The 22,116-nt window shown below is 69.8% G+C and carries 17 protein-coding genes; 7 read left to right on the top strand and 10 right to left on the bottom strand.

Going from position 1 to position 22,116, the window contains the following annotated elements; all coding sequences use genetic code 11:
• Positions 1-151: 151 nt before the first annotated feature.
• From ACH5AF_RS09980 to eccE, 9 genes are all read right to left on the bottom strand, one after another.
• Positions 152-1,138: an oligopeptide/dipeptide ABC transporter ATP-binding protein gene (locus ACH5AF_RS09980; protein ID WP_398901069.1), complete on the bottom strand. Its 987-nt coding sequence runs from the start codon at positions 1,136-1,138 to the stop codon at positions 152-154.
• A gap of 82 nt (positions 1,139-1,220) precedes the next feature.
• The gene (locus ACH5AF_RS09975) at positions 1,221-2,198 is read right to left on the bottom strand and encodes an ABC transporter ATP-binding protein (RefSeq protein WP_398901068.1); all 978 of its coding nucleotides are present in this window, start codon (positions 2,196-2,198) and stop codon (positions 1,221-1,223) included.
• On the bottom strand, positions 2,195-3,115 hold the full coding sequence (locus tag ACH5AF_RS09970; protein WP_398901067.1) for an ABC transporter permease: 921 nt from the start codon (positions 3,113-3,115) through the stop codon (positions 2,195-2,197). The genes ACH5AF_RS09975 and ACH5AF_RS09970 overlap by 4 nt, the downstream gene beginning before the upstream one ends.
• Positions 3,112-4,161: an ABC transporter permease gene (locus ACH5AF_RS09965; RefSeq protein ID WP_398901066.1), complete on the bottom strand. Its 1,050-nt coding sequence runs from the start codon at positions 4,159-4,161 to the stop codon at positions 3,112-3,114. The genes ACH5AF_RS09970 and ACH5AF_RS09965 overlap by 4 nt, the downstream gene beginning before the upstream one ends.
• A 3-nt stretch (positions 4,162-4,164) precedes the next feature.
• The gene (locus ACH5AF_RS09960) at positions 4,165-6,054 is read right to left on the bottom strand and encodes an ABC transporter substrate-binding protein (protein ID WP_398901065.1); all 1,890 of its coding nucleotides are present in this window, start codon (positions 6,052-6,054) and stop codon (positions 4,165-4,167) included.
• 200 nt (positions 6,055-6,254) lie between these two features.
• Positions 6,255-9,311 carry an SCO5717 family growth-regulating ATPase gene (locus tag ACH5AF_RS09955; protein WP_398901064.1) on the bottom strand — a complete coding sequence of 1,019 codons (3,057 nt, stop codon included), beginning with the start codon at positions 9,309-9,311 and terminating at the stop codon, positions 6,255-6,257.
• Positions 9,312-9,765: 454 nt separating this feature from the next.
• A complete protein-coding gene (locus ACH5AF_RS09950) occupies positions 9,766-9,999 on the bottom strand; it encodes a DUF397 domain-containing protein (protein ID WP_215187253.1) in 234 nt (77 codons plus the stop codon).
• Between the two features lie 261 nt (positions 10,000-10,260).
• Entirely contained in the window at positions 10,261-10,977 is a 717-nt protein-coding gene (locus ACH5AF_RS09945; RefSeq protein ID WP_398901063.1) for a hypothetical protein, read from the bottom strand.
• Positions 10,977-12,311 (bottom strand): type VII secretion protein EccE, encoded by a 1,335-nt coding sequence (gene eccE / locus ACH5AF_RS09940; RefSeq protein ID WP_398901062.1) that lies wholly within the window; start codon positions 12,309-12,311, stop codon positions 10,977-10,979. The genes ACH5AF_RS09945 and eccE overlap by 1 nt, the downstream gene beginning before the upstream one ends.
• A 179-nt stretch (positions 12,312-12,490) precedes the next feature.
• Between eccE and eccB the strand changes: the two genes are divergently transcribed.
• The 7 genes from eccB (at position 12,491) to ACH5AF_RS09905 (ending at position 19,874) form a co-directional block, all read left to right on the top strand.
• Positions 12,491-14,017, top strand: a complete 1,527-nt coding sequence (gene eccB, locus ACH5AF_RS09935) for a type VII secretion protein EccB (protein ID WP_398901059.1) — start codon at positions 12,491-12,493, stop codon at positions 14,015-14,017.
• 14 nt (positions 14,018-14,031) lie between these two features.
• Positions 14,032-15,273 (top strand): type VII secretion-associated serine protease mycosin, encoded by a 1,242-nt coding sequence (gene mycP, locus ACH5AF_RS09930; RefSeq protein ID WP_398901058.1) that lies wholly within the window; start codon positions 14,032-14,034, stop codon positions 15,271-15,273.
• A 245-nt stretch (positions 15,274-15,518) separates the two neighbouring features.
• Entirely contained in the window at positions 15,519-15,989 is a 471-nt protein-coding gene (locus ACH5AF_RS09925) for a hypothetical protein (protein WP_398901057.1), read from the top strand.
• 3 nt (positions 15,990-15,992) lie between these two features.
• Positions 15,993-17,762, top strand: coding sequence for a hypothetical protein (locus ACH5AF_RS09920; protein WP_398901056.1), 1,770 nt, complete (start codon positions 15,993-15,995; stop codon positions 17,760-17,762).
• Between the two features lie 38 nt (positions 17,763-17,800).
• Positions 17,801-19,042: a S8 family serine peptidase gene (locus ACH5AF_RS09915; protein ID WP_398901055.1), complete on the top strand. Its 1,242-nt coding sequence runs from the start codon at positions 17,801-17,803 to the stop codon at positions 19,040-19,042.
• A 110-nt stretch (positions 19,043-19,152) separates the two neighbouring features.
• Positions 19,153-19,515, top strand: coding sequence for a WXG100 family type VII secretion target (locus ACH5AF_RS09910; protein ID WP_398901054.1), 363 nt, complete (start codon positions 19,153-19,155; stop codon positions 19,513-19,515).
• A 59-nt stretch (positions 19,516-19,574) separates the two neighbouring features.
• The gene (locus ACH5AF_RS09905) at positions 19,575-19,874 is read left to right on the top strand and encodes a WXG100 family type VII secretion target (protein WP_398901052.1); all 300 of its coding nucleotides are present in this window, start codon (positions 19,575-19,577) and stop codon (positions 19,872-19,874) included.
• A 140-nt stretch (positions 19,875-20,014) separates the two neighbouring features.
• On the opposite strand, the gene ACH5AF_RS09900 is transcribed toward ACH5AF_RS09905, so the two are convergent.
• On the bottom strand, positions 20,015-22,096 hold the full coding sequence (locus ACH5AF_RS09900; RefSeq protein WP_398901051.1) for a serine/threonine-protein kinase: 2,082 nt from the start codon (positions 22,094-22,096) through the stop codon (positions 20,015-20,017).
• Between the last annotated feature and the right edge of the window lie 20 nt (positions 22,097-22,116).

Below are 22,116 nucleotides of genomic sequence, written 5' to 3'. Positions count from 1 at the left end.
CCGCCGGTGTGCGCGCCGGGCGGCGGGGGTGGTTGGGGGTCACGGGGCGGGGCCCCCGGGTCTCGGCAGAGTTTCGGGAAGGGGTGGGGTGGGGGACTGCCCACCCCCGGTGACACAGGCCGCCGCCGGGATCGGGCGGCCACGTGCCGCCCTAGCCCCCCGCCGCCGCCCAGTGGCACGCCACCCCCGCCCCGCCGTTCGGCAGCGCGGGCAGCACTGGGAGGTCTCGCGTACGGCACAGCTCCGCCACCCCCGCCCGCGCAGCCTCGCCCGAGGAGAGGACCTGGCAGCGGGCGTGGAAGCGGCAGCCGGCCGGGACTCGGGACGGGTCCGGGGGCTCGCCCGTCAGGACCACCGGTTCGTCCCGCGACTCCGGGAGCACCGACAGCAGCGCCTTCGTGTACGGGTGCCGGGGCGCGGTCAGCACCTCCTCCACCGGGCCCGACTCCACGATCCGGCCCAGGTACATCACCGCCACCCGGTCCGCGATGTTCCACGCGAGGCCCAGGTCGTGCGTCACCACCAGGGCGGACAGGCCCAGTTCGTCCCGCAGGCGCAGCAGCAGCGCGAGGATCTCGCCGCGTACGGAGGCGTCCAGCGATGCCACCGGCTCGTCGGCCACGATCAGTTCGGGCTCCAGGACCAGCGCGCCGGCGATCACCACGCGCTGGCGCTGACCGCCCGACAGCTCGTGCGGATAGCGCAGGAAGAACCGCTCCGGCGGGCGCAGCCCGGCCCGCGAGAGCGCCTCGGCCACCGCCGCCCGTTCGTCGCCCCCGTAGCCGTGGATGCGCAGGCCCTCGGCGACCGCGTCGTACACGGTGTGCCGGGGGTTGAGCGAGCCGCTCGGGTCCTGGAGCACCAGTTGCACCCGCTTGCGGTACCGCTTCAGCGAGCGCGAGGCGTAGTCCAGCGGCTCTCCCCCGAACGTCACGCGGCCCGACGTCGGCGGCACCAGACCGAGCAGCGACCGTGCGAGGGTGGTCTTGCCGCAGCCCGATTCGCCGACCAGCGCGACGATCTCGCCCGTACCGATATCGAGATCGACCCCGTCGACCGCCCGCGCGGACGGACGGCCGCGCCGCCCGGGAAAGGTGATGTGCAGCCCGGCCGCCGACAGCAGGGGAGTGGTGGTCATGCGCGGCTCCTCGGTACGGCCCCGGCACACTGCACCGGATGACGGAACGGGCGGGCCCGGCACGGGCCGGGAAGGGGCGCGGTCACAACTGCTCCGCCCGCTCCGGACCGACGTGCAGACAGGCCGCCCGGTGCGCCTCACCGGCCGTCACCAGCACCTGGTCCTCGGTGGCGCAGGCGTCCACGGCGACGGGGCAGCGCGGGTGGAAGGTGCAGCCGGCCGGCAGCGACGCCGGGTCGGGCGGGTCGCCCGGAAGGCCGCGCGGGGCACGGCGCGACGCGGGGTCCCCGATGCGCGGGAACGCGGCGGACAGGGCCTGCCCGTACGGGTGCCGGGCCGCGCCGTACACCGCCCGCGCGGGGCCCTCCTCGACGATCCGGCCCGCGTACATCACGGCCAGTTCGTCGCAGGTGTCGGCGAGGACGCCCAGATCGTGGCTGATCATCAGCAGCGCGATGTCCTTCTCGGCGACCAGGTGCTCGATCAGCCGCAGGATCTGCGCCTGGATCATCACATCGAGTGCGGTGGTCGGCTCGTCGGCGACGATCAGCCGGGGATCGCAGGCCAGCGCCATCGCGATCATCACCCGCTGGCGCTGTCCTCCGGACAGCTCGTGCGGATAGGCGTCGGCGCGCGAGACCGGCAGGCCCACGTGCTTCAGGAGTTCTCCGACGCGCGTCCTGGCCTCGGCGGCGGTGGCCTTGCGGTGCAACAGGATCGGCTCGGCGATCTGGTCGCCGATGCGGTGCACCGCGTTCAGCGAGTGCATCGCCCCCTGGAAGACGATCGACGCCCCGGCCCAGCGGACGGCCCGCAGCCGTCCCCACTTCATGGTCAGCACGTCCTCGCCGCCGAGCCGGATCTCGCCGGTCAGCCGGGCGGAGGCGGGCAGCAGCCGCAGCAGGGCCAGGGCCAGTGTCGACTTGCCGCAGCCCGACTCGCCCGCGACGCCGAGCTTCTGCCCGGCGGCGAGGGAGAGGTCGACCCCGCGTACGGCGGGCACGGCGTGTGTTCCGGAGCCGTAGGTCACATGGAGGTTCCTGACCTCGAGCAGACTCAACGCGCCACTCCCAGCTTCGGGTTGAGTACGGACTCGATCGCACGCCCGCACAGGGTGAAGGCGAGTGCCACGAGTGCGATGGCGATCCCGGGCGGGGCGAGGTACCACCAGTGGCCGGAGGACACCGCGCCCGCCTCGCGTGCGTCCTGGAGCATGCCGCCCCAGGAGACGACGGTCGGGTCACCGAGGCCGAGGAACGCGAGTGTCGCCTCGGTGAGGATGGCGCTGGAGATGCCGAGCGTGGTCTGGGCGAGCACCAGCGGCATCACATTGGGCAGGACGTGCCGGTTCATGATGTGCCCGTGTCCACCGCCGAGCGCCTTGGCGCGCTCGATGTAGGGCCGGGACTCCACGGCGATGGTCTGGGCCCGCACCAGCCGCGCCGTCGTCGGCCAGCTGGTGACGCCGATCGCGATGACGACGGTCCAGATGCTGCGTGACATCACGGTCGCGAGCACGATCGCCAGCACCAGCGTCGGCATGACCAGGAACCAGTCCGTGATCCGCATCAGAACGGTGGAGAACCAGCCGCCGTAGTGGCCGGCGATGATGCCGACGAGGGTGCCGATGGCCACTGACAGCGCGGCCGACAGCAGCCCGACGGTCAGCGAGATCCGCGCCCCCCACACCAGCAGCCCGAGCAGCGAACGGCCGAACTGGTCGGTCCCGAGCGGGAATTCGCCGCTCGGCCGCTCCAGCGCCGTACCGGACGCGTTCGCCACGCTCTGCACGTCAGGGCCGACCAGCAGTGGTGCGGCGAGGGCCAGCGCGGCGATGAGCGCGAGTCCGGCGAGCCCGTACAGTCCGGCGCGGTGCCCGCGGTACTCCCGCCAGAAGCGGGCCACCGAATGCCGGCGGCGCGCCCATGCCAGTGACGTTGCGGAACGTGCGGTCTTCTCGACCGGGGTCGTCGTCATCGGCCCACCCGGGGATCGAGCAACGGATACAGCAGGTCGGCGAGGAGGTTCATCAGGATCATCGCGCCGGCGAACACGACGAACAGGCCCTGCACGAGGGGCAGGTCGGGCACGCTGAGCGCCTGGTAGAACAGTCCGCCGAGGCCGGGCCAGGAGAACACCGTCTCCACCAGGATCGAACCGGCCGCCACATGCCCCAGGTTGATGAAGACCATCGTCACCGTCGGCAGCAGCGCGTTCGGAACAGCGTGCCTGCGGCGCACCGCGTCGTCCCGGAGCCCCTTGGCGCGGGCCGTCGTCAGGTAGTCGCCGCCCATCTCGTCGAGCAGCGAGGAACGCATCACCAGCAGCGTCTGCGCATAGCCGACGGCGACGAGAGTGATCACCGGAAGCACCATGTGGTGCGCGACATCGGCGACGTACGCGAAACCGCTCTCGCTGCCCGACTCCATTCCTCCGGTCGGGAACATTCCGGGAATGGGGCCGATTCCCACCGCGAAGACGATGATCAGCAGCAGGCCCAGCCAGAACGCGGGCACCGACCACAGCGTCAGTGCCACACCCGTGTTGAGCCTGTCGCCGAGACTGCCGTGCCGCCAGGCCGAGCGGGTGCCGAGCCAGAGCCCGAGCGCCGAATAGACCACCACGGCGACCCCGGTGAGCAGCAGCGTCGCCGGAACCTTCTGGGCGATCAGATCGCCCACTGGCGCGTGGAACTGGTACGACATGCCGAGATCACCCGTCAGGGCCTTGCCGCAGTAGTCGGTGAACTGCTGCCACATCGGCTGGTCGAGCCCGAACTGGCGGCGCAGGGTGGCCAGTTGCTCTGCGGACGTCGGCATGCCATGGGTCATGGCCTTCACCGGGTCACCAGGGATGATCCGGAAGAGGAAGAAGCTGGTGACGAGCACGGCGAACAGCGAGATCGCCGCACCGCCGAGCCTGCCCGCCGCATGCAGGAGATAGGCACGTACATTGCCGCTCGCGGCGCGGGCCTCAGGGGCCCGCGCCACAGCGGTCGTGCCGGTCGTGCTCGTGGTGCTCATCGACTATTCACGGTCTTCCGCGGTGGAACGGCGCCGCATCGCGACGAAGAGCCCGAGGGTGGCGGCGAGCACGACGACCGCGCCGACACCGATCACGGCACCCGTCGAGGAGCTGCCTCCGGAACCGCTGCCGTCACCCGCGGCAGGCTCGGCCGACCACCAACTCCAGTAGCCGTCCTGGCCGTAGATGTTGCCGGCGGCCTCGGGCATCGTCGTGATGGACTTGATCTGGTCGGTACGGTACGCCTCGACCGCGTTCGGATACGCGAGGACATGCATGTAGCCCGTGTCGTACAGCCGCGCCTGCATCTGCTTGACCAGCTCGGCGCGCTGGGCCGGGTCGTACTCCGCGGCCTGCTTCGCGTACAGCTCGTCGAACTGCCTGTCGCAGATGAAGTTGTCGGTGGCGCCGGTGTCCTTGGGGGTGGCCGGCAGTGCTGCGCAGGTGTGGATCGACAGGACGAAGTCGGGGTCGGGGTTGACGGACCAGCCGTCGAAGGCCAGGTCGTAGTCGCCCTTGAGCCACGGGTCCGAGACGTTGTCGAGGCACTCGACCTTCAGCCCGATGCCGAGTTCGCCCCACCACTCCTGCAGGTACTTGCCGATCGCCTTGTCGTTCGGGTCGGTGGCGTGGCACAGGACGCGGAAGTCCAGTGCCTTGCCGTCCTTGCCGACGCGCTTGCCGGTGGCGTTCTTCCGGTAGCCGGCGCCGTCGAGGAGCCTGGCGGCCTCGGCCGGGTCGTAGCCGATCTTCCGATCGGCATCAGGCTTCCAGAAGTACGAGGTGAAGCGCGGTGGGATGTAGCCCTCGCCCTCGACCGCGTGGCCCTGGAAGACCTTGTCGACGATCGTCCTGCGGTCCGTCGCGTGGAACAGCGCCTTGCGCACGACCGGGTCGAGCAGCGCCTTGTGCCCGCTGCCGAAGCTGCTGCCGTCCTTGGCCCGTGCGCCCGGGTTCGTCGCCAACGCGAAGAAGCGGCGGCCGGGGGCGTCGTTGACCTTGATGTTCTCCGCGTTCTTCAGTGCGGCGGCCTGCGCCGGGGTCAGTGCCTGGACGAAGGACACCTCGCCCTTCTGCAGCGCGGCGACGGCGGCGTCACCGTCCTTGTAGTACTTGAAGACCAGTTCGTCGAACTTCGGCGCGCCCCGCCAGAAGTCCTTGTTGGGACGGAGCTTCACATACTGGTCGACCTTGAAGTCCGTGATGACGAACGGGCCGTTGCCGACGATCGGGAACTGCTTGTCGTTGTTGAACTTCGAGAAGTCGCCGACCTTCTCCCAGATGTGCTTCGGCACGATCGGCACGTCCAGGGCCGTCATCGTGGCCTGGGGCTTCTTCAGCTCGATGACGAGCGTCCTCGGGTCGGGCGCGGTGACCTTCTCGAAGTTCGCGGTGAAGCTGCCGTTGGCGGTGGCCGCGTTCTCGTCCGTCATCATCTTGGTGAAGGTCCACGCCGCGTCCTCGGCGGTGGCCTGCCTGCCGTCCGACCACTTCGAGTCGTCGCGGATGGTGTACGTCCACGTGAGTTTGTCATCGGACGGCTTCCAGGCGGTGGCGAACCCGGGGACCGTCCGACCATCCCGGGGGTCGTAGTTCGTCAGGTACTCGTACGCCAGCCGGTGGATCGAGGTGCTCACCAACCGTGCCGCGAGGAACGGACTCAGGGAGTCCACGCTCTGTGAGACGGCGACGGTGAGGACCTGCTTGCCGTCCTTCGCCTCTTCCCCGGCTGCCGCCAGGGCGGGAGAGAGCGCGCGTTCGTGGGCGCCGGCGTGGGCCGGCGGGACCATCGCGCCGGACATCAGCAGCGCGGAGGCGGCGGCGCAGGCGGCGAGGACCAGTCGGTAGCGGGGGCGTTGCCGGACGGAGCGGGATGGAGCCTTATGGACCATGGGACGGTGACCTCACGTCATGACTCGCTCGGAGAAGGCAGATGGGTGATCACGGGTTCGCCAGCTGGTGAAGCGAAGGTTTATCAGGGTGGTCATGCCGCGTCAACGGCCCCTCAAACCCCGTGTGGGCTGCGGGAATACGACGAAGGCCCGCACCGGGAAGCCGGTGCGGGCCCTCATTGGTTCAGACCTCTGTAGCGTTACTGCTGAGGGGCTGGCGGTGCCTGAGGAGGCTGCTGCTGCGGCCATGCGGCCGGCAACACGGGTGCCCCCGAATCATGTTGCCCCATGGCGCCCGGATGACCCGGAACGGCGGGTGCGCCCGGATGTCCGGCCGCGCCGGGCGGCGGCCCGGCCGGCGTCGCGGGCGACTGCGCCTGCGACGGCGGCGACTGCTGCCAGCCCTGCGGCGGGTAACCCTGCTGCGGGCCGCCGTAAGGCTGTTGCGGCTGTTGCGGATGCTGCGGCTGTTGCGGGTACGGCTGACCGGGCATCGGCTGACCTGGGACGGGCTGGCCCTGCGCGTGCGGCTGGCCCTGCCACTGCGGCTGTCCCTGGCCCTGAGGGCCGGGCATCGGCGGCGCGGCCTGCGGCGGCGGGTTGCCGTTCGCCGTCCAGAGCCCCTGCTGCTGCTGGGCACGTGCGAAGTCCTCGGCGATCAGCGCCGACAGATTGAAGTACGCCTCACGCGTCTTGGGGCGCATCATGTCGAGGTCGACCTCGGCACCTGCGGCGAGGTGCTCGTCGAAGGGCACCACGACCACACCGCGGCAGCGCGTCTGGAAGTGCTGCACGATGTCGTCCACCTTGATCATCTTCCCGGTCTCGCGCACACCGGAGATGACCGTCACCGAACGCTGCACCAGGTCGGCGTACCCGTGCGCGGACAGCCAGTCCAGCGTCGTCGACGCGCTGCTCGCACCGTCGACGGACGGCGTCGAGATGATGATCAACTGGTCGGCGAGGTCCAGCACCCCGCGCATGGCGCTGTAGAGCAGCCCCGTGCCGGAGTCCGTGAGGATGATCGGGTACTGCCTGCCCAGCACATCGATCGCGCGCCGGTAGTCCTCGTCGTTGAACGTCGTGGAGACGGCCGGGTCCACATCGTTGGCGATGATCTCCAGTCCGGAGGGTGCCTGCGAGGTGAAACGGCGGATGTCCATGTACGAGTTGAGGTACGGGATCGCCTGGACGAGGTCACGGATGGTGGCACCGGTCTCCCGGCGCACCCGCCGCCCGAGCGTGCCGGCGTCGGGGTTGGCGTCGATCGCGAGGATCTTGTCCTGGCGCTCGGTGGCGAGGGTCGAGCCGAGTGCGGTGGTCGTGGTGGTCTTGCCGACACCGCCCTTGAGGCTGATCACCGCTATCCGGTAGCAGGAGAGCACCGGCGTGCGGATCAGGTCCAGCTTGCGCTGCCGCTCCGCCTCCTCCTTCTTGCCACCGAGCTTGAAGCGGGCGGCGCTGGAGGGGTTGCGGCTCGACTTGGGCTTCTGCTTGTTGTTGCGCAGCAGCCGGTCGGAGGAGAGCTCGACGGCGGCCGTGTACCCGAGGGGCGCGCCGGGGACGGACCGCTCGCGCTGGTCGTGCGTGACGGGCGTGGGCCACGCGCCACCGGTCCGCGGGTCGACGGCCTCGCCCTGCGGGCCGGGTGCGCCGGGGACCTGCGGATCGGGTGCCTGGGGCGGCAGCTGCCCGGGGTGGGCCGCCGGCGGAAGCGGCTGACCGGGCTGGGGGTACGGCTGCTGGGCCTGGGGCGGAACGGGGAGCGGAGCCTGCGGGGCGGGCTGTCCCTGCTGTCCGGGGTGCGGGAAGCCGTAGCCACCGGGCTGCTGTCCCTGGTGCTGGCCCTGCTGGGGGAAGCCGTAACCGCTCTGCGGTGCGGGTGTGGGCTGTGCCGGTTGTCCGGGCTGCTGTCCCTGGTACTGGCCCTGCTGGGGGAAGCCGTAACCGCTCTGCGGTGCGGGGGTGTTGGGTGTGGGCTGTGCCGGTTGTCCGGGCTGCTGGCCCTGCTGGGGGAAGCCGTAACCGCCCTGCGGGGCAGGGGGGATGGGCTGCTGCTGGCCTGGCTGCGGCTGAGGTGTCTGGGCATGCGGTGTCTGGCCAGGCTGCGTCTGCTGCGGGAAACCGTAACCACCGGGCTGGCCGGGCGCAGGCGTGGGCCATGGCGCCGAGGGCGACTGCGGCTGCGCCGACTGGTCGGCGGTGGGCGTGGGTGCGGGCCACTGCTGGGCGGGAGCCGGTGCGGCGGGCTGGTACGCGGCCGGTAGCGGGGGCAGCTCGCTCTGCGGCGCGACAGGGGCGGACGCAGGGGTCCACGGCTGGACCTCGGCTGCGGGCGGGGCGTCCTGGACGTCGGCGACGGCGGCGGGCACGGCGTCCTGGACGTCGTTGTCGGCAGCCGCCTCGTCCTCCGCCGGCGTGACGTCGGCAACCGCGTCGCCGGGGGCGTCGCCGTCGGCCCCGGCCATCTCTGAGGAGTCCGCGGGCTCGACCCGGTGGTCGTCCGCGTCGGCCTCAGAACCGGCGCGGGACCTCTCGGACTCGCCCGCTTCGTCGTCCTGCCGGGCGGCACCGGCGTCGCTCGAGGGCTCCGCCGCATCGGCGTCGCCGGTGCCTGCGGCGCCCTCGGCGCCCTCCGCGGCCCGGGAGTCCGCGGCGTCCTGGGCGGCGGCGAGCTCGGCCATCTCCCGCTTCAGCGCCGCCGCGGAGAAGCGCATGGTGGCGCCGCTCTCCAGATCGCCGCCCCCGAGGGACTGCGACGATGCCTCGTCCGCCACGGGCGCGACCGGAGCCACCGGCGGCGCCTGCTCGGCCACCGGTGCGGGCGCGGGTGCGGGCAGCGGCACGACGGGGGCGGGCGCGGAGGGTGCGGGAGCCGGAGCCGGCGGCGGTGCGACGGGACCTGGCTCGTGCGCCACGGGAGCGGGCGCGGGCGGCGGTGCGGCGGGGCCCGGCTCCTGTGCTATGTGCGGCGCGGGCTCCTGCGTCGCGGCAGTCGCGGGCGGCGCCGGTGCCCAGTTCGGCTCGAAACCGCTCCCCGCGGGCAGCCCGGGCACGGCGACCGGAGCGCCCTGCGGCGGAGGCGGGGTGTGCTGACCGGTGCTCCCGCCCGAGGTGTCGCCCGACGCGTTCTGCGTGTACCAGGCAGGCGGGGTGTAGTCGATGGTGAACTCACCCGTCAGCTCGGCGGGCTCCGCGTCGGACTCGTCGACGGGAAGGTTCCAGCCCCCGTGGATGTCGTCCCGATCGCCGTTCACTTTGCCTCCTGGTGTGGTCGAGCACCCTTGTGCCGTCGTGGGTGGGGGCCACCGTTGACTTCCGATCGGCCCGGCTCTCCCCCTGGGGACGCGGTGAACATGCCCGGAGGTTCTTCTGCCGTGCCCCGACCCACCCTAATCGCCAACAACGCCACCGCGTCAGGCCCGCCCGTCCCCGTCCGCTGTCCCGTACGTCACGCACTGCCCCCAGGTGACGACGGTACGCCGGAGCGTGCAGAATCCCATTGGGGTAAACCGGTACAACTACGCCGAGATGTGCGACTGCTCAGTCCATGTGCCAGGCACTGCCCAACAATCCGGTCTCGGCGTCGCCGGCCTGCGTCGTGACGAACCGCCTGTCGTGACGAACCGGCGGTCCCGCGACCCCTGCCCGGTCGTCGTGAGCCGCCGGCTCGATGCGAAGAGGCCGATGCCTCGGCGTGGAACGGAAGCCTCAGCGCAGGTCGAACTCGCCGTCCCGTGCGCCGAGCACGAACGCGCGCCACTCCGCCTCCGTGTACCGAAGCACCGTGTCCGGATCCAGGGAGGAACGCATGGCGACGGCGCCGCCCGGGAGGTGCGCGATCTCGACCCGCTCCTCGTCCGGGCTGGTGCCGGGAGGGCCCTGCCATTCGACGTCGGAGATGTCCAGGGCGTACAGCTCGTCCTTCTCCTGCGCGCTCCCCATCAGGGTTCCTTTCGCTACAGCCGACAGTCGGCAGCCGGGTGAACGGCCCAAGTGCCTCGTGGCGCCGCGTAGTTCAGCGTCGCTCTCCGTCACCGTGGAACATCCTAGGCCAGTGGGCCGCGCGGGTGGACGACTTCGGGACCGCCCTCGGTGAGGTGACGTGTCGCCGGATACCGCGGCCGTTCACCCCTACGTGGCGTCCGCCGGAGAATCCACGTCCGCGGAGCTCACGCGCAGGGTCCACAGACCTCACGCACAGGGTCAGTCCATCCGGCGGGCCACGCCGAGCAGACCGGACTCCGCATCCGTCGCGCTCGTCATGACCCAGTGGCGCTCACGTCCGGCGCACCACAGCGTGACGCCGTCAGCCAGCGTCGGCAGAGCATCGATTTCGCCCTGGGCAAGCCCCAGAATGCGTCCGATCTGGTGCGCTTCCTGCGGCGAGACCCGCTGGACACCGACCAGCGTCGCGGAACGCAACAACCGCGGCGCCACCGGACTCAGATACGGCAGCAGGGTCAGAACGGACTGCCACGGCGAGGACACGACGCGCCCGCGCGGCGGCCGCATACCGCAGTCGCGCACCACCACGACGGGACTGCCGACGGTCGCACCCATCGGAGGCACACGGCCCACGTCATGGAGCGTGATGCACTCCAGGCCCGCGCCGGCCGCCTGGGCCAGAACGCTCCACTCCCGTGCGCGCCCGGTCTCCACCGCGACCCTCGCGCCGGTACCCGCCGCCCGAAGTGCCAGTATCTGCGCGGTCCACAGGCCGCCGATCAGCAGCACCTCGTACGGGGTCGAGCGGTGAAAGCCCACCATCTGCGGACGGCCCTCGGCGTCGTCGCCGATGACCACGCCGTCGTCACCCACCGGCAGGGAGAGGGCACCGAGGTGATCGGCGGCCATGGTGTGCCCCGCGTGACGCGGCCCGATCAGACCCCGCAGACCCTTCGACGTTCCGGCACGAGCCATCACCGAGCACCTCCCAGAGGCATCGTCGCGAGCACGCCGGGCAGCTGTTCGCGGTCCAGTCGCAGCAGACCGACCTTCGCGGTGCGCGCGGCCTGCTCCAACGCACGCCGGACTCCGACCAGTTCCGTGTCCGAGCCACCCGTGATCCGTACGTGGCCGCCCACGTCCATCGCTCCCTGGCGTGATCCGCGCCGCACGGTGAGGCTGAACGTGGTCGCGTACGCGGGGACCGCGGTGAGCAGCGACACCAGTTTCGGCAGGGGAGCCGCTCCCCGCCCGAGCTCGGGCCACCGGCCGACCGCGTACGTGGTGTGCCACCGGTCGTCGCACCGCCAGACCCGGGAGGTCTCCGCGGTACGGCGCGCGGGGGCCGCGTCGGGCCGCCCGGCGCGGGCCGCCGCGCGCGGACTGGCGCATGCCGCGGTCGCGACAGTGGAGTTCAGCTCCTCCTGATCCAGGACGACGGCCTGGAAGCCCGCTCCGGTGATACGGCTCGCGACATGGTCCGCGACGCGCACCAGACAGCGCTGGGCCCCTTCGAAGCCGCCCCCACGGGCCTCCACGGCCTCCCGGCAGAGCTCCGGATCAATCTTCACGGCCACCCAGGTCATCCGCAGCGCGGGTGCACCCGTCTGCTCCTGGAGCGGCGCGTACGAGAGCCGGGCCACCGACTGCTGCGGGAGGTGGGGCGCCGGAGCCGGCCGAACCTGCTGTACCAACTGCACCGACTCGACCACGATGTCGTCCACCGCGAGGGCATCGCCCAGGAGGGAAAGGGGGAGTGCACGGGCGCCGAACGCCGGCCGCAGCGCCGACCCGCTGGCCTCGACGCGCACCACGGCGGTCAGGAAGGTGCCGTCACCCAGCATTCCGACGGTGCGACGGTTCCGGTCGACGAACGGAGAGGGGCGCAGGCCCGGAACGCTTTCCGTGACAGGTGCCAGGGAGGGGTCGGCATCGGGCGCCGAAGGAGCCGTGTTCCTCCTGCGCGTACGCAATGACATCGCCGTGGCCAGCCAGTCCTGAAGGGCGTGGCCACGGCGGCGGATCACCGCGAGCAGCACCAGCAGCCCCGCGACGACGCACGTCGGCACGAGCCACAGACCGCCCAGTGCGAATCCGACCGCGACCAGGGCCAACGCCGACTCCACCAGCACCAGTTGCCGCAGCTGGAACGGACCGACACGGCTGGTGCGCGACAGAGGGCGCAGTGTTGTCACCGCCGGAACGCCCCGCGCGGCAGGTGCAGTCGGCGCATTGCTGCGTTGCCGTCGGGAAGTCCCAGGGGCCTGACCGGTGGTCCGCCCGTTACGCGCACGCGTCGCCGTACCCATCGCCGCGTTGCCCCCTCGTGTCCGTAATAACCAAATTCCCATGGGCGTTGACCGGGCGATCACCCTACCTGAGCAGTGAGACGCAAGCGCCAGCAGGCATAGTAGGGGCGGCAGGACGGCAGGCCGTTCCGATGAGTGTGGGAACCTGGTCGCCCAGCGGGGAGAGGGACAGCGAACAGATGGCATCACGACGGGACGAACTGAACGCCTACACCTTCGCGAAGCGGAGGCTTATTGCACAGTTCGTGCAGCCGAATGCGACCGGCTCGGAGGAAGGTGCACCGCGCCCGCTGCGTGCGGTGGCTCCCGGAGCGATCGTCGGTGTGGTGATTCTCGCGATTTTCGGTGCCTGGGGAATGTTCAAGCCGGTTGCCCCCAAGGACTGGGACAAGCCGGGTGAGAACGTCATCATCGCCAGCAAGTCCACCACTCGCTACGTCGTGCTCACCACCGGGAAGAAGACGCAGCTGCATCCGGTGCTGAACATGTCGTCGGCCAAGCTCCTGCTCAACCCGGACAAGGGCAAGGTCATCAACGTCGACGAGTCGGTCCTCGACAGCGGCAAGATCCCGCACGGCGCCACGCTCGGCATCCCGTACGCCCCCGACCGCCTGCCCGACAGCAAGGAAGCCGGCGCGGCCAAGCGCTGGGCCGTGTGCGAACGGCCGGGCGAGGGCGGCCGGGCGATCCAGAAGGCGGCGTTCGTCCTCGCCGAGCGCGAGGCGAAGAAGACGGAAGGCGCGAACCGTCTGACCGGCGGCGAACTGCTCTACGTCGAAGGCCCCGACAAGACCCGCTACGTGGTCGACGCGGCCGGCACGGCCTACCGCGTGGACAAGGACGAACTGCTGCTGCGCCAGCTGGTCGGCCAGGACCGCGCGGCGCAGCGGGTGTCCGAGGCGTGGCTCGCCACCCTCCACAAGGGCGACACCATCACCTTCCCGACCGTCCCCGGGCAGGTCAACACCCCCGCCAACATCCCCGGTGAGCTCGACCCCCAGGTCAACAGGGTCGGCATGGTCCTGTCCGCCACCAGTGGCACGAAGAAGCAGATGTACGTCGTCCTGCAGGGACGGGTCGCCCCCGTGTCGGACTTCACCGCCAAGCTGCTGCTCAACAGCCGGCAGCTCGTCGACCTCGGCCAGGCCGGCGAGGCGACCGCGGTCAGCGCCGGCGCCTTCCAGCCGGGCCGGGCGTTCGGCCAGGACAAGAAGTGGCCGCAGGCGGCACCGGTGCCCGTCAACGACGCGAGCACGGCCCAGGACAGCCGCAACACGGTGTGCAACGTCCTGCGATCGGTGGACGCCGACAACGGAGCCACCACGCTCAGCACCTGGGCGGGCACCAACTTCCCGGCCACGATGCCGACCGGTTCCAGCAGCGCCTACGTCACGCCCGGATCCGGCCAGCTGTTCCGGCAGTTCAAGGGATCCACGACCGGCAGCGGCTTCCTCTTCCTCGTGACCGACACCGGGCTGCGCTACGCGATGCAGTCCAACGGCGACAGCGCCACCGACGATTCAGGCATTGGCTCCTCCGGTTCGGCCGCGGAGAAGCAGGCGCGCCAGGCGGAAGCCCAGCAGGCCCAGAACCGGCTCGGTTACAAGGGCGTCGACCCGCTGCCCATCCCCGCGGAGTGGTCGACGTTCCTGCCCACCGGGCCGCGCCTGTCGACCGGGGCCGCGCGGCAGCCCCAGGGCTCGTGAGGGCCGGTACGAAGATGACGAACACCAGCCGGCGCCTGCTCAACGTCGCGGCCGCCACCGCGCTCACGGTCATCGGCCTGCCCATGACCACCGCGGCGGCGGATGACACGCAGTGCACCTTTCCCGGGAAGAAGTACGAAGGCCGCCCCTGGTCGCTCCAGCGCGTCCTGCTGGACGAGCTGTGGAAGCAGTCGACCGGCAAGGGGGTTCGTGTGGCCGTCATCGACACGGGCGTCGACGTCAGGAACCCCCAGCTGACGAAGGCCGTGGACACCAAGAGCGGCGTGAACCTGATCCCGAAGAACGCGAAGGACGACAACGGGAACAAGATCGAGCGCGGCAAGGAGAACGGCACCACGGACACGGTGGGGCACGGCACCAAGGTGGCCGGCATCATCGCCGCCCGCCCCGCCAAGGGCACCGGTTTCGTCGGGCTGGCGCCGAACGCCACGATCATCCCGATCCAGCAGAACGACGCGGACGGTCGCGGCACCGCGGAGACCCTGGCCCAGGCGATCCGCCACGCGATCGACGAAAGGGCCGACGTCATCAACATCTCGCAGGACACGGCGAATGCCGTGGAACCGGCACCCGCGCTCAAGCAGGCCGTGGATGCCGCCCTGGCGCGGGACATCGTCGTCGTCGCGTCGGCGGGCAACGACGGACTGGGCGGCAACGTCAAGCGGACCTACCCCGCCTCGTACGACGGCGTGCTGGCCGTCGCCTCGTCGGACCGCAACAACGAACGGGCCCAGTTCTCCCAGTCCGGCGACTTCGTGGGCGTGGCCGCCCCGGGCGTCGACATGATCTCCACGGTGCCGGGAGGCGGCCACTGCGCCGACACCGGCACGAGCTTCTCCGCCCCCTACGTCGCCGGACTGGCCGCCCTGGTCAAGGCCAAGCACGGCGACTGGACCCAGGAGCAGATCGTCGCCCAGATCCAGCAGACCGCGGAGCGCTCGATCGCCGGTCATGACCGCCTCGTCGGCTGGGGAGTGGTCGACCCGGTCCGGGCCCTGACCGAGGACGACAAGCCGATCGAGAAGCCGGTCGCACACGAAGGCGTCACCCGCGCGGAGGCCCCGACCCCGGCCGAACTGCACCTGGGCGAGACGCCGGAGGAACGCAACGCCCGCCTCGCGACGTACGTCATGGTGGGTGGCGGTGTGCTGGTCGCGGCGATCACGGGCGCGGCGGTCGCTCTCCGCGACTCCCGGCGCAGGAGCCGAAGGGTCACGCGGCGGGCGGCCGGCTGAGGCGGTTGTGCCAAGACCGTGACAGGGCGGTGACGATTGCAGCCGCACACGGCGTGGGCGGGTCGAAGCGTTGAAGTCCCGTGACGGATAAGGCACTTGGGACTGTCGTAGCCGGTGGTTAGAGTGGTATCCGATGCAATCGATCGGGGGATGGCGAGTCACCACGATCGCCATGCAGGACGGCTGTAGCAAACGGGGAGGAATGGGCATCGTGCTCGAGGTAGTTGGTGACGGGGGCGGCAGTGGTGAGTGACCTCGAGCGCGGTGTAGGCGCGCTGAAGAAGTTCCGTGATCGGGTCGACGCCGTGCTCGCGGACCTGGAGGGCGGCGACGGGGGTACGGCCAAGGTCGCTGCGGAGCGAGTGACGCGAGCCTCGTTCGGCGGCAACTTCGCGCAGGCGGAGGACTTCTACCAGGAGTACAACCGCGTTCACAAGGCGCTCGTTGTGCTGTCGAAGAAACTGGGCGATCAGATCGAGCTGCTGACGATCGGAGTCCACGCGGCCGACGTCGGCTACGACAACGTGGACGAGGACGAGCGTCGTCGATTCCACGAGATTCAGGGTCGCCTGGACAAGGAGCGGGACGAGTTCGAGCGCCAGCAGGAGGTGGAACGGCGGGAGAAGGAGGAGCGGGAGAAGGGCAAGGGCGACAAGCCTGCTCCTCCCCCGCCTGTTCGCAATGACGCCAAGAGCGGTGGCGGATATGGGGGATGACCGATGAGTGAAGAGAAGCAGCCGACGCCTGAGAAGCCGAAGACGCCGGAGCAGCAGCAGCAGGCAGAAGAGGCCCAGATTCAGGGTAAGTTCGCCGGCATCGACATGCTGGCGCGCGTGTCGGACATTGTCGACATCTTCGGCCCCGGCGCGGGCTACATCGCCCTGGGCGAGACCTCCTTCGAGGGCGAGAAGCTCAACTACCTGCTGGACCTCGTGGAGCACGCCAAACCCGCCGACCTGGAGAACGCCGGCGAGGCCCTGGAGAAGGCGACGATTGCCATCAACAAGGCGGCCAAAGACCTGAACGATTTCGTCAAGAAGACCGAATGGGAGGGCGAGGGAGCCACCGCCTTCCAGGAGTACGGCCTCGGTGTGGTCGATTACGCGTGGAAGATCGCCAAGGTCTCCAATGCCGTCGGCGCGCAGATGAAGGTTGCCAGCACGGGTCTCGCATCGGTGCGGAACGCGAGGCCGCCACGCGACGACCGTGCTCCTGCCGAGCAGAGGACGCCGCAGCAGTTCAAGGCGGAGGAAAAGCGGCAGGACAACCCCGAGTACCAGAAGGCGCTGCAGGTCGAGAAGGACCGGCAGGAGGCCATCAACCAGATGAACCGTCTGGGCTCGTACTACGTGGTGTCGCAGTCGACGCTGGCAAGCCAGGAGATGCCGCCGCCGCCGAAGTCGTACAGGGCGGCGGTGCCGGCGCCAACGGGGTCAATCCGGCCTCCGGAGGACTCCAGCTCTGGCGCCTTTCGGGGCGAGCTGTCGCAGTCGTCCAGCGGGGGCACGGGCATTGCTGAGGTCGGCCCCGCGGAGACGGCACCCAGAACCGGGGCGCTCGGCAAGGCGGAGCCGGTTCCGGACTCGACCTCCATGGAGATCGATACCGTCACGACGCTTCCGCCCTCGCCCACCGCAACGCCGCCTTCCCCTACGACGGGAACGCCCCCCACAAACCAGGGTCCTGTTCCCCCCATGGCGGAGAACTTTGCCCCCCCGGTGTCCAAGGCGGTGCCTCGGTTCGGCCCGGCCGGCGACTCCCGAAGGACTGGTCCCTCGGGCACGAGGCCCCCAATGGAGCGCTTTGGCAAGGCCGGTGAACCTCCGACTGGACGGACTACTGGACCTGCCGGAAGGAACACAGTTCCTCCGGGGCGGGCTCCTGCGCCGACCACCGGGCGCGCCAACCCAACCGGACGCCCTCCTGTCATGGGTACTCCGCCCAACAACACAATGCGGCCGGCCGTCGGTGGCGGCAAGGGCCAGCCGCCTGTTGTCGGTCGGCCCACCAGTACCGGACTGCCCGTCGGCGGGCGCAACACCGGCCCTGCGGTCACCCGTGGTGGACGGGCTGATGGAATCGTCGGGGGCAGGCCACAGAGCGCCACCGGCGGGACCGCAGTATCGCGGCTTCCCAAGGGCACGGTCATCGGTGGGGAGAGCCCGGGCGCGCGCCGGCCCTCCGTGGGTCGGCCCAGCCAGGCGGGTGTCGTCGGTGCCGGAACCGGTGACAAGGCGAACAGGCCGGTCGGGCGGGGTACTCCCAGCGCGAACGGAGTTGTCGGGATGCCGCGTACTCCCGGCTCTCGCCCCGGCACCGGGGCGAAGGTGTCCAGGGGCGCGGATTCTGTGGGCGGTCGTGGAAACCGACGCCAGGCAGGTGATGACGGTACGGACCGCGAGGGATCGACTCGCCCGGACTACCTGACAGAAGACGAAGAGACGTGGGCCAACCGTCGGCGTGGACCCGTGCCGCCGGTGATCGAGTAAGCACTGGGGAAGGTTCGGAAGTCAGGATGACGGCAGGAATGATTGAGGTCCGAGGGTTTCGACGGCGATTGATGGGCCCCGTGACGGTGGTCGCAGCGCTGACAGCAAGTTTCTCGGGGATCGCACCAGCCGCAAATGCTGCTGATGCACAGTCGAAGCAGTGGTACTTGGACGCCATGCACGCCGAGGAAATCTGGAAGACCTCAACTGGCCAAGGGATCAAAGTCGCCGTCATCGACACCGGCGTGAACCCGAGCACATCCTCCCTCAGGGGCCAGGTCCTGAAGGGAATAGATGTCGCGGAGGCCAAGGGCGACGAGACCGATGACTACAGTGGTCACGGAACGACGATGGCCGAGCTCATTGCCGGCACCGGGGCTGGCGGCGGCCTTAAGGGTCTGGCACCCGGAGCCAAGGTCATTCCGTTTCGGGTCAGCGATACCGAGCTGCAGAACAATCAGGGTGTGAACGCCTTCGACATGGAGGAGGCGATCAAGGCCGCAGCCGACAGCGAGGCCCAGATCATCAATATCTCGATGGCCAGCGACTACTACAGCTCGGCAGTTCGGGACGCGGTTGAGTATGCTCAACAGAAGGGGAAGCTACTTTTCGCGGGTACAGGGAACACCGCCAAGAAGGGCAACAAGCCGCAGTATCCGGCGAGTTACCCCGAGGCGATTGCTGTCGCCGGAACCGATCGAGATGGCCAAGTAGCCGACTACTCCCAGCACGGCGACTTCGTGGATCTTGCCGCTCCCGCTAACGACATCCCCGGTTGGTGTGACGAGGACTTCACTCGCTATTGCGATGGAGACGGCGGCACCAGCTCGGCCAGCGCCCTCGCCTCCGCCTCCGCCGCCCTCATCTGGTCCGCGCACCCCGACTGGACCGCCAACCAGGTCCTCCGCGTCATGTTCGAGTCAGCCGCACGTGGAGACGACTGGGAAGAGGGAACTCTCAGCCGGTACCTCGGTCACGGCATCGTCCGTCCCGGCGCCCACATCAACCGAGGCATCGGCAAGCCGGGTGACCCGAGCATCAGCCCTCTCACAAATGAGAAGGTCGGCGGTGCTCCTGGCTCATCCGCCTCACCAAAGCCCTCTGCACCAGCTTCGTCACAAGCCCCCAAGGACAAGCCCGACTCCGCTGCCGCCGTGACAGGGTCTGACAACAGTGCCGACGACGACAGCCGGCTCGGACTGATCATCGGTGGTGCCGCAGCCGTGGTCGTTGTTGCGGGGGCGGCCTACGCGTTCGCACGCAAGCGGCGCACCGCCTGACAGCGTCCCGGCCCGGAGGCACCGGCCGGGACGCTCGACTCAGACCATTCTGCGTGCGCGCGACAGGGCGGGCGCAGCTCCAATGAGAACCCAGGAAAGGGAAGCGACACATGTCAGTGCAGAAGGTTGGCGATCAGAGTCTCAAGGATTTCCAGGACGAACTCACCCGCAAGTTCGAGGACGTCAAGGGACAGCTGAAGACTCTCCAGGGCGTCATCGACAGCCTCGAAGGTCGCTGGAAGGGCATCGGCGCCGGTGCCTTCGACCGTACGCAGAACGAGATCAACCAGGGCATGGTGCGCATCGCCAAGCTGATGCTCAACTTCCAGGAAGCCATCCAGGTGACGCGGGTGACCGCAGGCAACACCGAAGACGAGATCGAGGCGGCCCTGAAGGGCGTCGACGTGACCGCGGGCTTCTCGGGCGACGCAGGAGCCGAGAAGAAGGCCACGTCGAACATCGCGGGCTACTGACATACGCGTCGGAAACCACACCAGCCAACTCATAGGCATCCACAGAACCTGGAGGAACCATGTCGACAAAGAACGACGGCGTCATGCTCGTCACCTACGCCTCGCTCGAAGAGGCCGCTACGACCATCGAGAAGCAGGCCAAGCGCCTGGACGACACGCTGGAGGCCATCCAGACGCAGATCCGCACCGCCTCCAACAACTGGGAGGGTGAGGCGAAGACTGCGGCCGACGGCGCCCACAAGAAGTGGGACGACGAGACGCGCGCGATTCACACGGCGCTGAAGGGCATTGCGAAGGTAGTTCGGGAGGCGGGCCCGGCCTACCAGACCGGCGACAAGAAGGCAGCCGGTCACTTCTAGGCCCACGGTCGAACAACAGACAGCTGGACAACCGACAGGGTGGGCACGCGCGGGAGGTGCCCACCCTGTGCCTATGCTCCGGCCCCGCCGATGTGCCGCACGCCAGAGGGCTGTCGCGAAGTCGTCGCGCGGATCAGGTGTCACTCAAACACCGGAAGCACCACCGCTTCCTTGCCCGACCTCACGAAGAGGCGGTTGCCGTCGCCGTACACCCAGTTGGTGCCGCCGTCATTCGGCAGTGGGCGGCTCCAGACGTGCTTGGTATTGCTGCGCGACATTGCATGGAGTGCCCAGTCGTCGCCATCGCTTGTCCTCGAACTGATGGCACACACCGCATCGCCCTGCACCACCACCGGGCTGTCCGCGAAGTAGCCCCCTGGTGATCTCCAGATCTCGGTGCCGTCTGCGGCGTCGAAGCCCCATATGTGCTGGCCCTGTGTGCTGTACACGATGTCGTCCTGGACGAGAGGGGGGCCCGAGGGCCGCAGCATGCCGTGGTCCGTGATGGTCTTCGCCCACCGTTCGGTGCCGTCCGACAGACTGCGGGCGGTCAGCGTGCCACCGTTGATGAGGACCATGTCCTCGTGCAACACGGGGCGGAGACCCGACCCGATGGGCCCCTGGTCGTCGATGTTCCACACCTCGTGTCCGTCGGCCGTGTCGACGACCAGAATGCGGCCCTTGCCCGTCGCGATCACCAGTCGGCCGCCCCCGGCGACGCTGCGCGGACGGGTCTCGGCATCCAGCAAGACCCTGGGGCGGACGGTCCAGAGGATGGTGCCGTCGGAGCGGCTGATGCCGCGGAGGCGGTCGTTCTGGGTGACGATGTACACGGCCGAGTCGTCGGCCGCGAGGATGTACTTCGCGGATGCGGGGACCGACCACCGGGCTTCGCCCGACGAGGCGACGAACGTCACGACGTCGCCCTTCTTGTCCACGCCCGCGACGAGGGCGTCCGACAAGGTGATGATGCCGGCGGCCGCGACCGGGCTGGGGGCGTGCCAGCGGCGCTTGCCGTCGACGACGCTGTGGGCAGTCACTCCAGTCTCCGCGTTGCCTATAGCGAGCACGACATCGCGTACAGGCACCAGCCCGCCCCCCTGCTCACCGAGCAGCCGCACGGGGCCCCACAGTGGCTTGGGCCCCTTGGCCGTCGCGTCGACCGGGTCAGCCATCGGGGTGTCGGCCGCCGGAGGCAGGGCGTAGGGACCCGAGTCACCACCGCTTCCCAGCCACCAGGCCGTCGCCCCGGCTCCGGCTGCAAGCACCGCGCCGCCCACCGCAAGCGTGGTGAGCAGGCGTCGTCGCGACATTCGCTCAGAGGCCGAAGAGGTCACCACAGTCGTCAGGTGGTGGATCGTACGCTCCAGCTCCTTGATGTCCGAGGCCAGCGGCCCGTGGCGCCACACCCGTTCAGCGCCACGGGCGGGAGTAAACGCCGCCGCCAGCTGACCGGGTGTCGGTCGGTGCGAGGGGTCCTTGGCGAGGCAGGGGCCGATGAGTGGCGCGAGATGCGGTGGGACGCGGTCCGTACGGGGTGTTCCGTGCACGACCTCGTACTGCACCGCGGCGACGTGGGTTCCGGTGAATGCCTGGTTCCCCGTGGCCGCGTAGATCAGCACGGCACCCAGCGAGAACACGTCCGCCGCCGGCCCGACACGCTGCCCCAACACCTGCTCGGGAGCGCCGAAGCCGGGAGTGACAGGGATCTGTCCGGTGGTCGTGAGGGTGAGCCCGTGCTCGGGCCGGGCGATGCCGAAGTCGATGACCCGCGGTCCTGCCGAGGTCAGCACGATGTTGGCAGGCTTGAGGTCGCGGTGAATCAGCCCGGCGGCATGGATGTCGGCCAGTGTCCGGGCCAGTGAGGAGGCCAATACGCGCAGTGTCGGCTCGTCCAGTGGCCCATGACTGCGGACGGCATCGTCCAGTGTCGGACCCGTCAGGAACTCGGTGGCGATCCACGGGCGGCCGCCTTCGGTGTCCGCCCCGAGCACCCTTGCCACGCCTGTGCTGGTGACGGACTGCGCCATCTGGGCCTCGCGGACGAAGCGTTGCGTCAGATTCGTGTTATGTGCCAGTTCAGGGCGGAGGACCTTCACGGCGGCCTTTCTGCCGAACGAGTCCTGGCCGAAGTAGACCTTGCCCATGCCACCCTCGCCGAGGACGCCGAGGAGTCGGTACGGTCCGAGTCGGAGCGGGTCGCCGGTGCCGAGGGGTTTCACGAGGGAGGCTGCTCTCTATG

It is taken from the genome of Streptomyces sp. NPDC018833 (assembly GCF_044390825.1).
In the GTDB taxonomy this organism is placed as follows: Bacteria; Actinomycetota; Actinomycetes; order Streptomycetales; family Streptomycetaceae; genus Streptomyces.
This window is presented reverse-complemented; position numbering and strand designations above follow the sequence as displayed.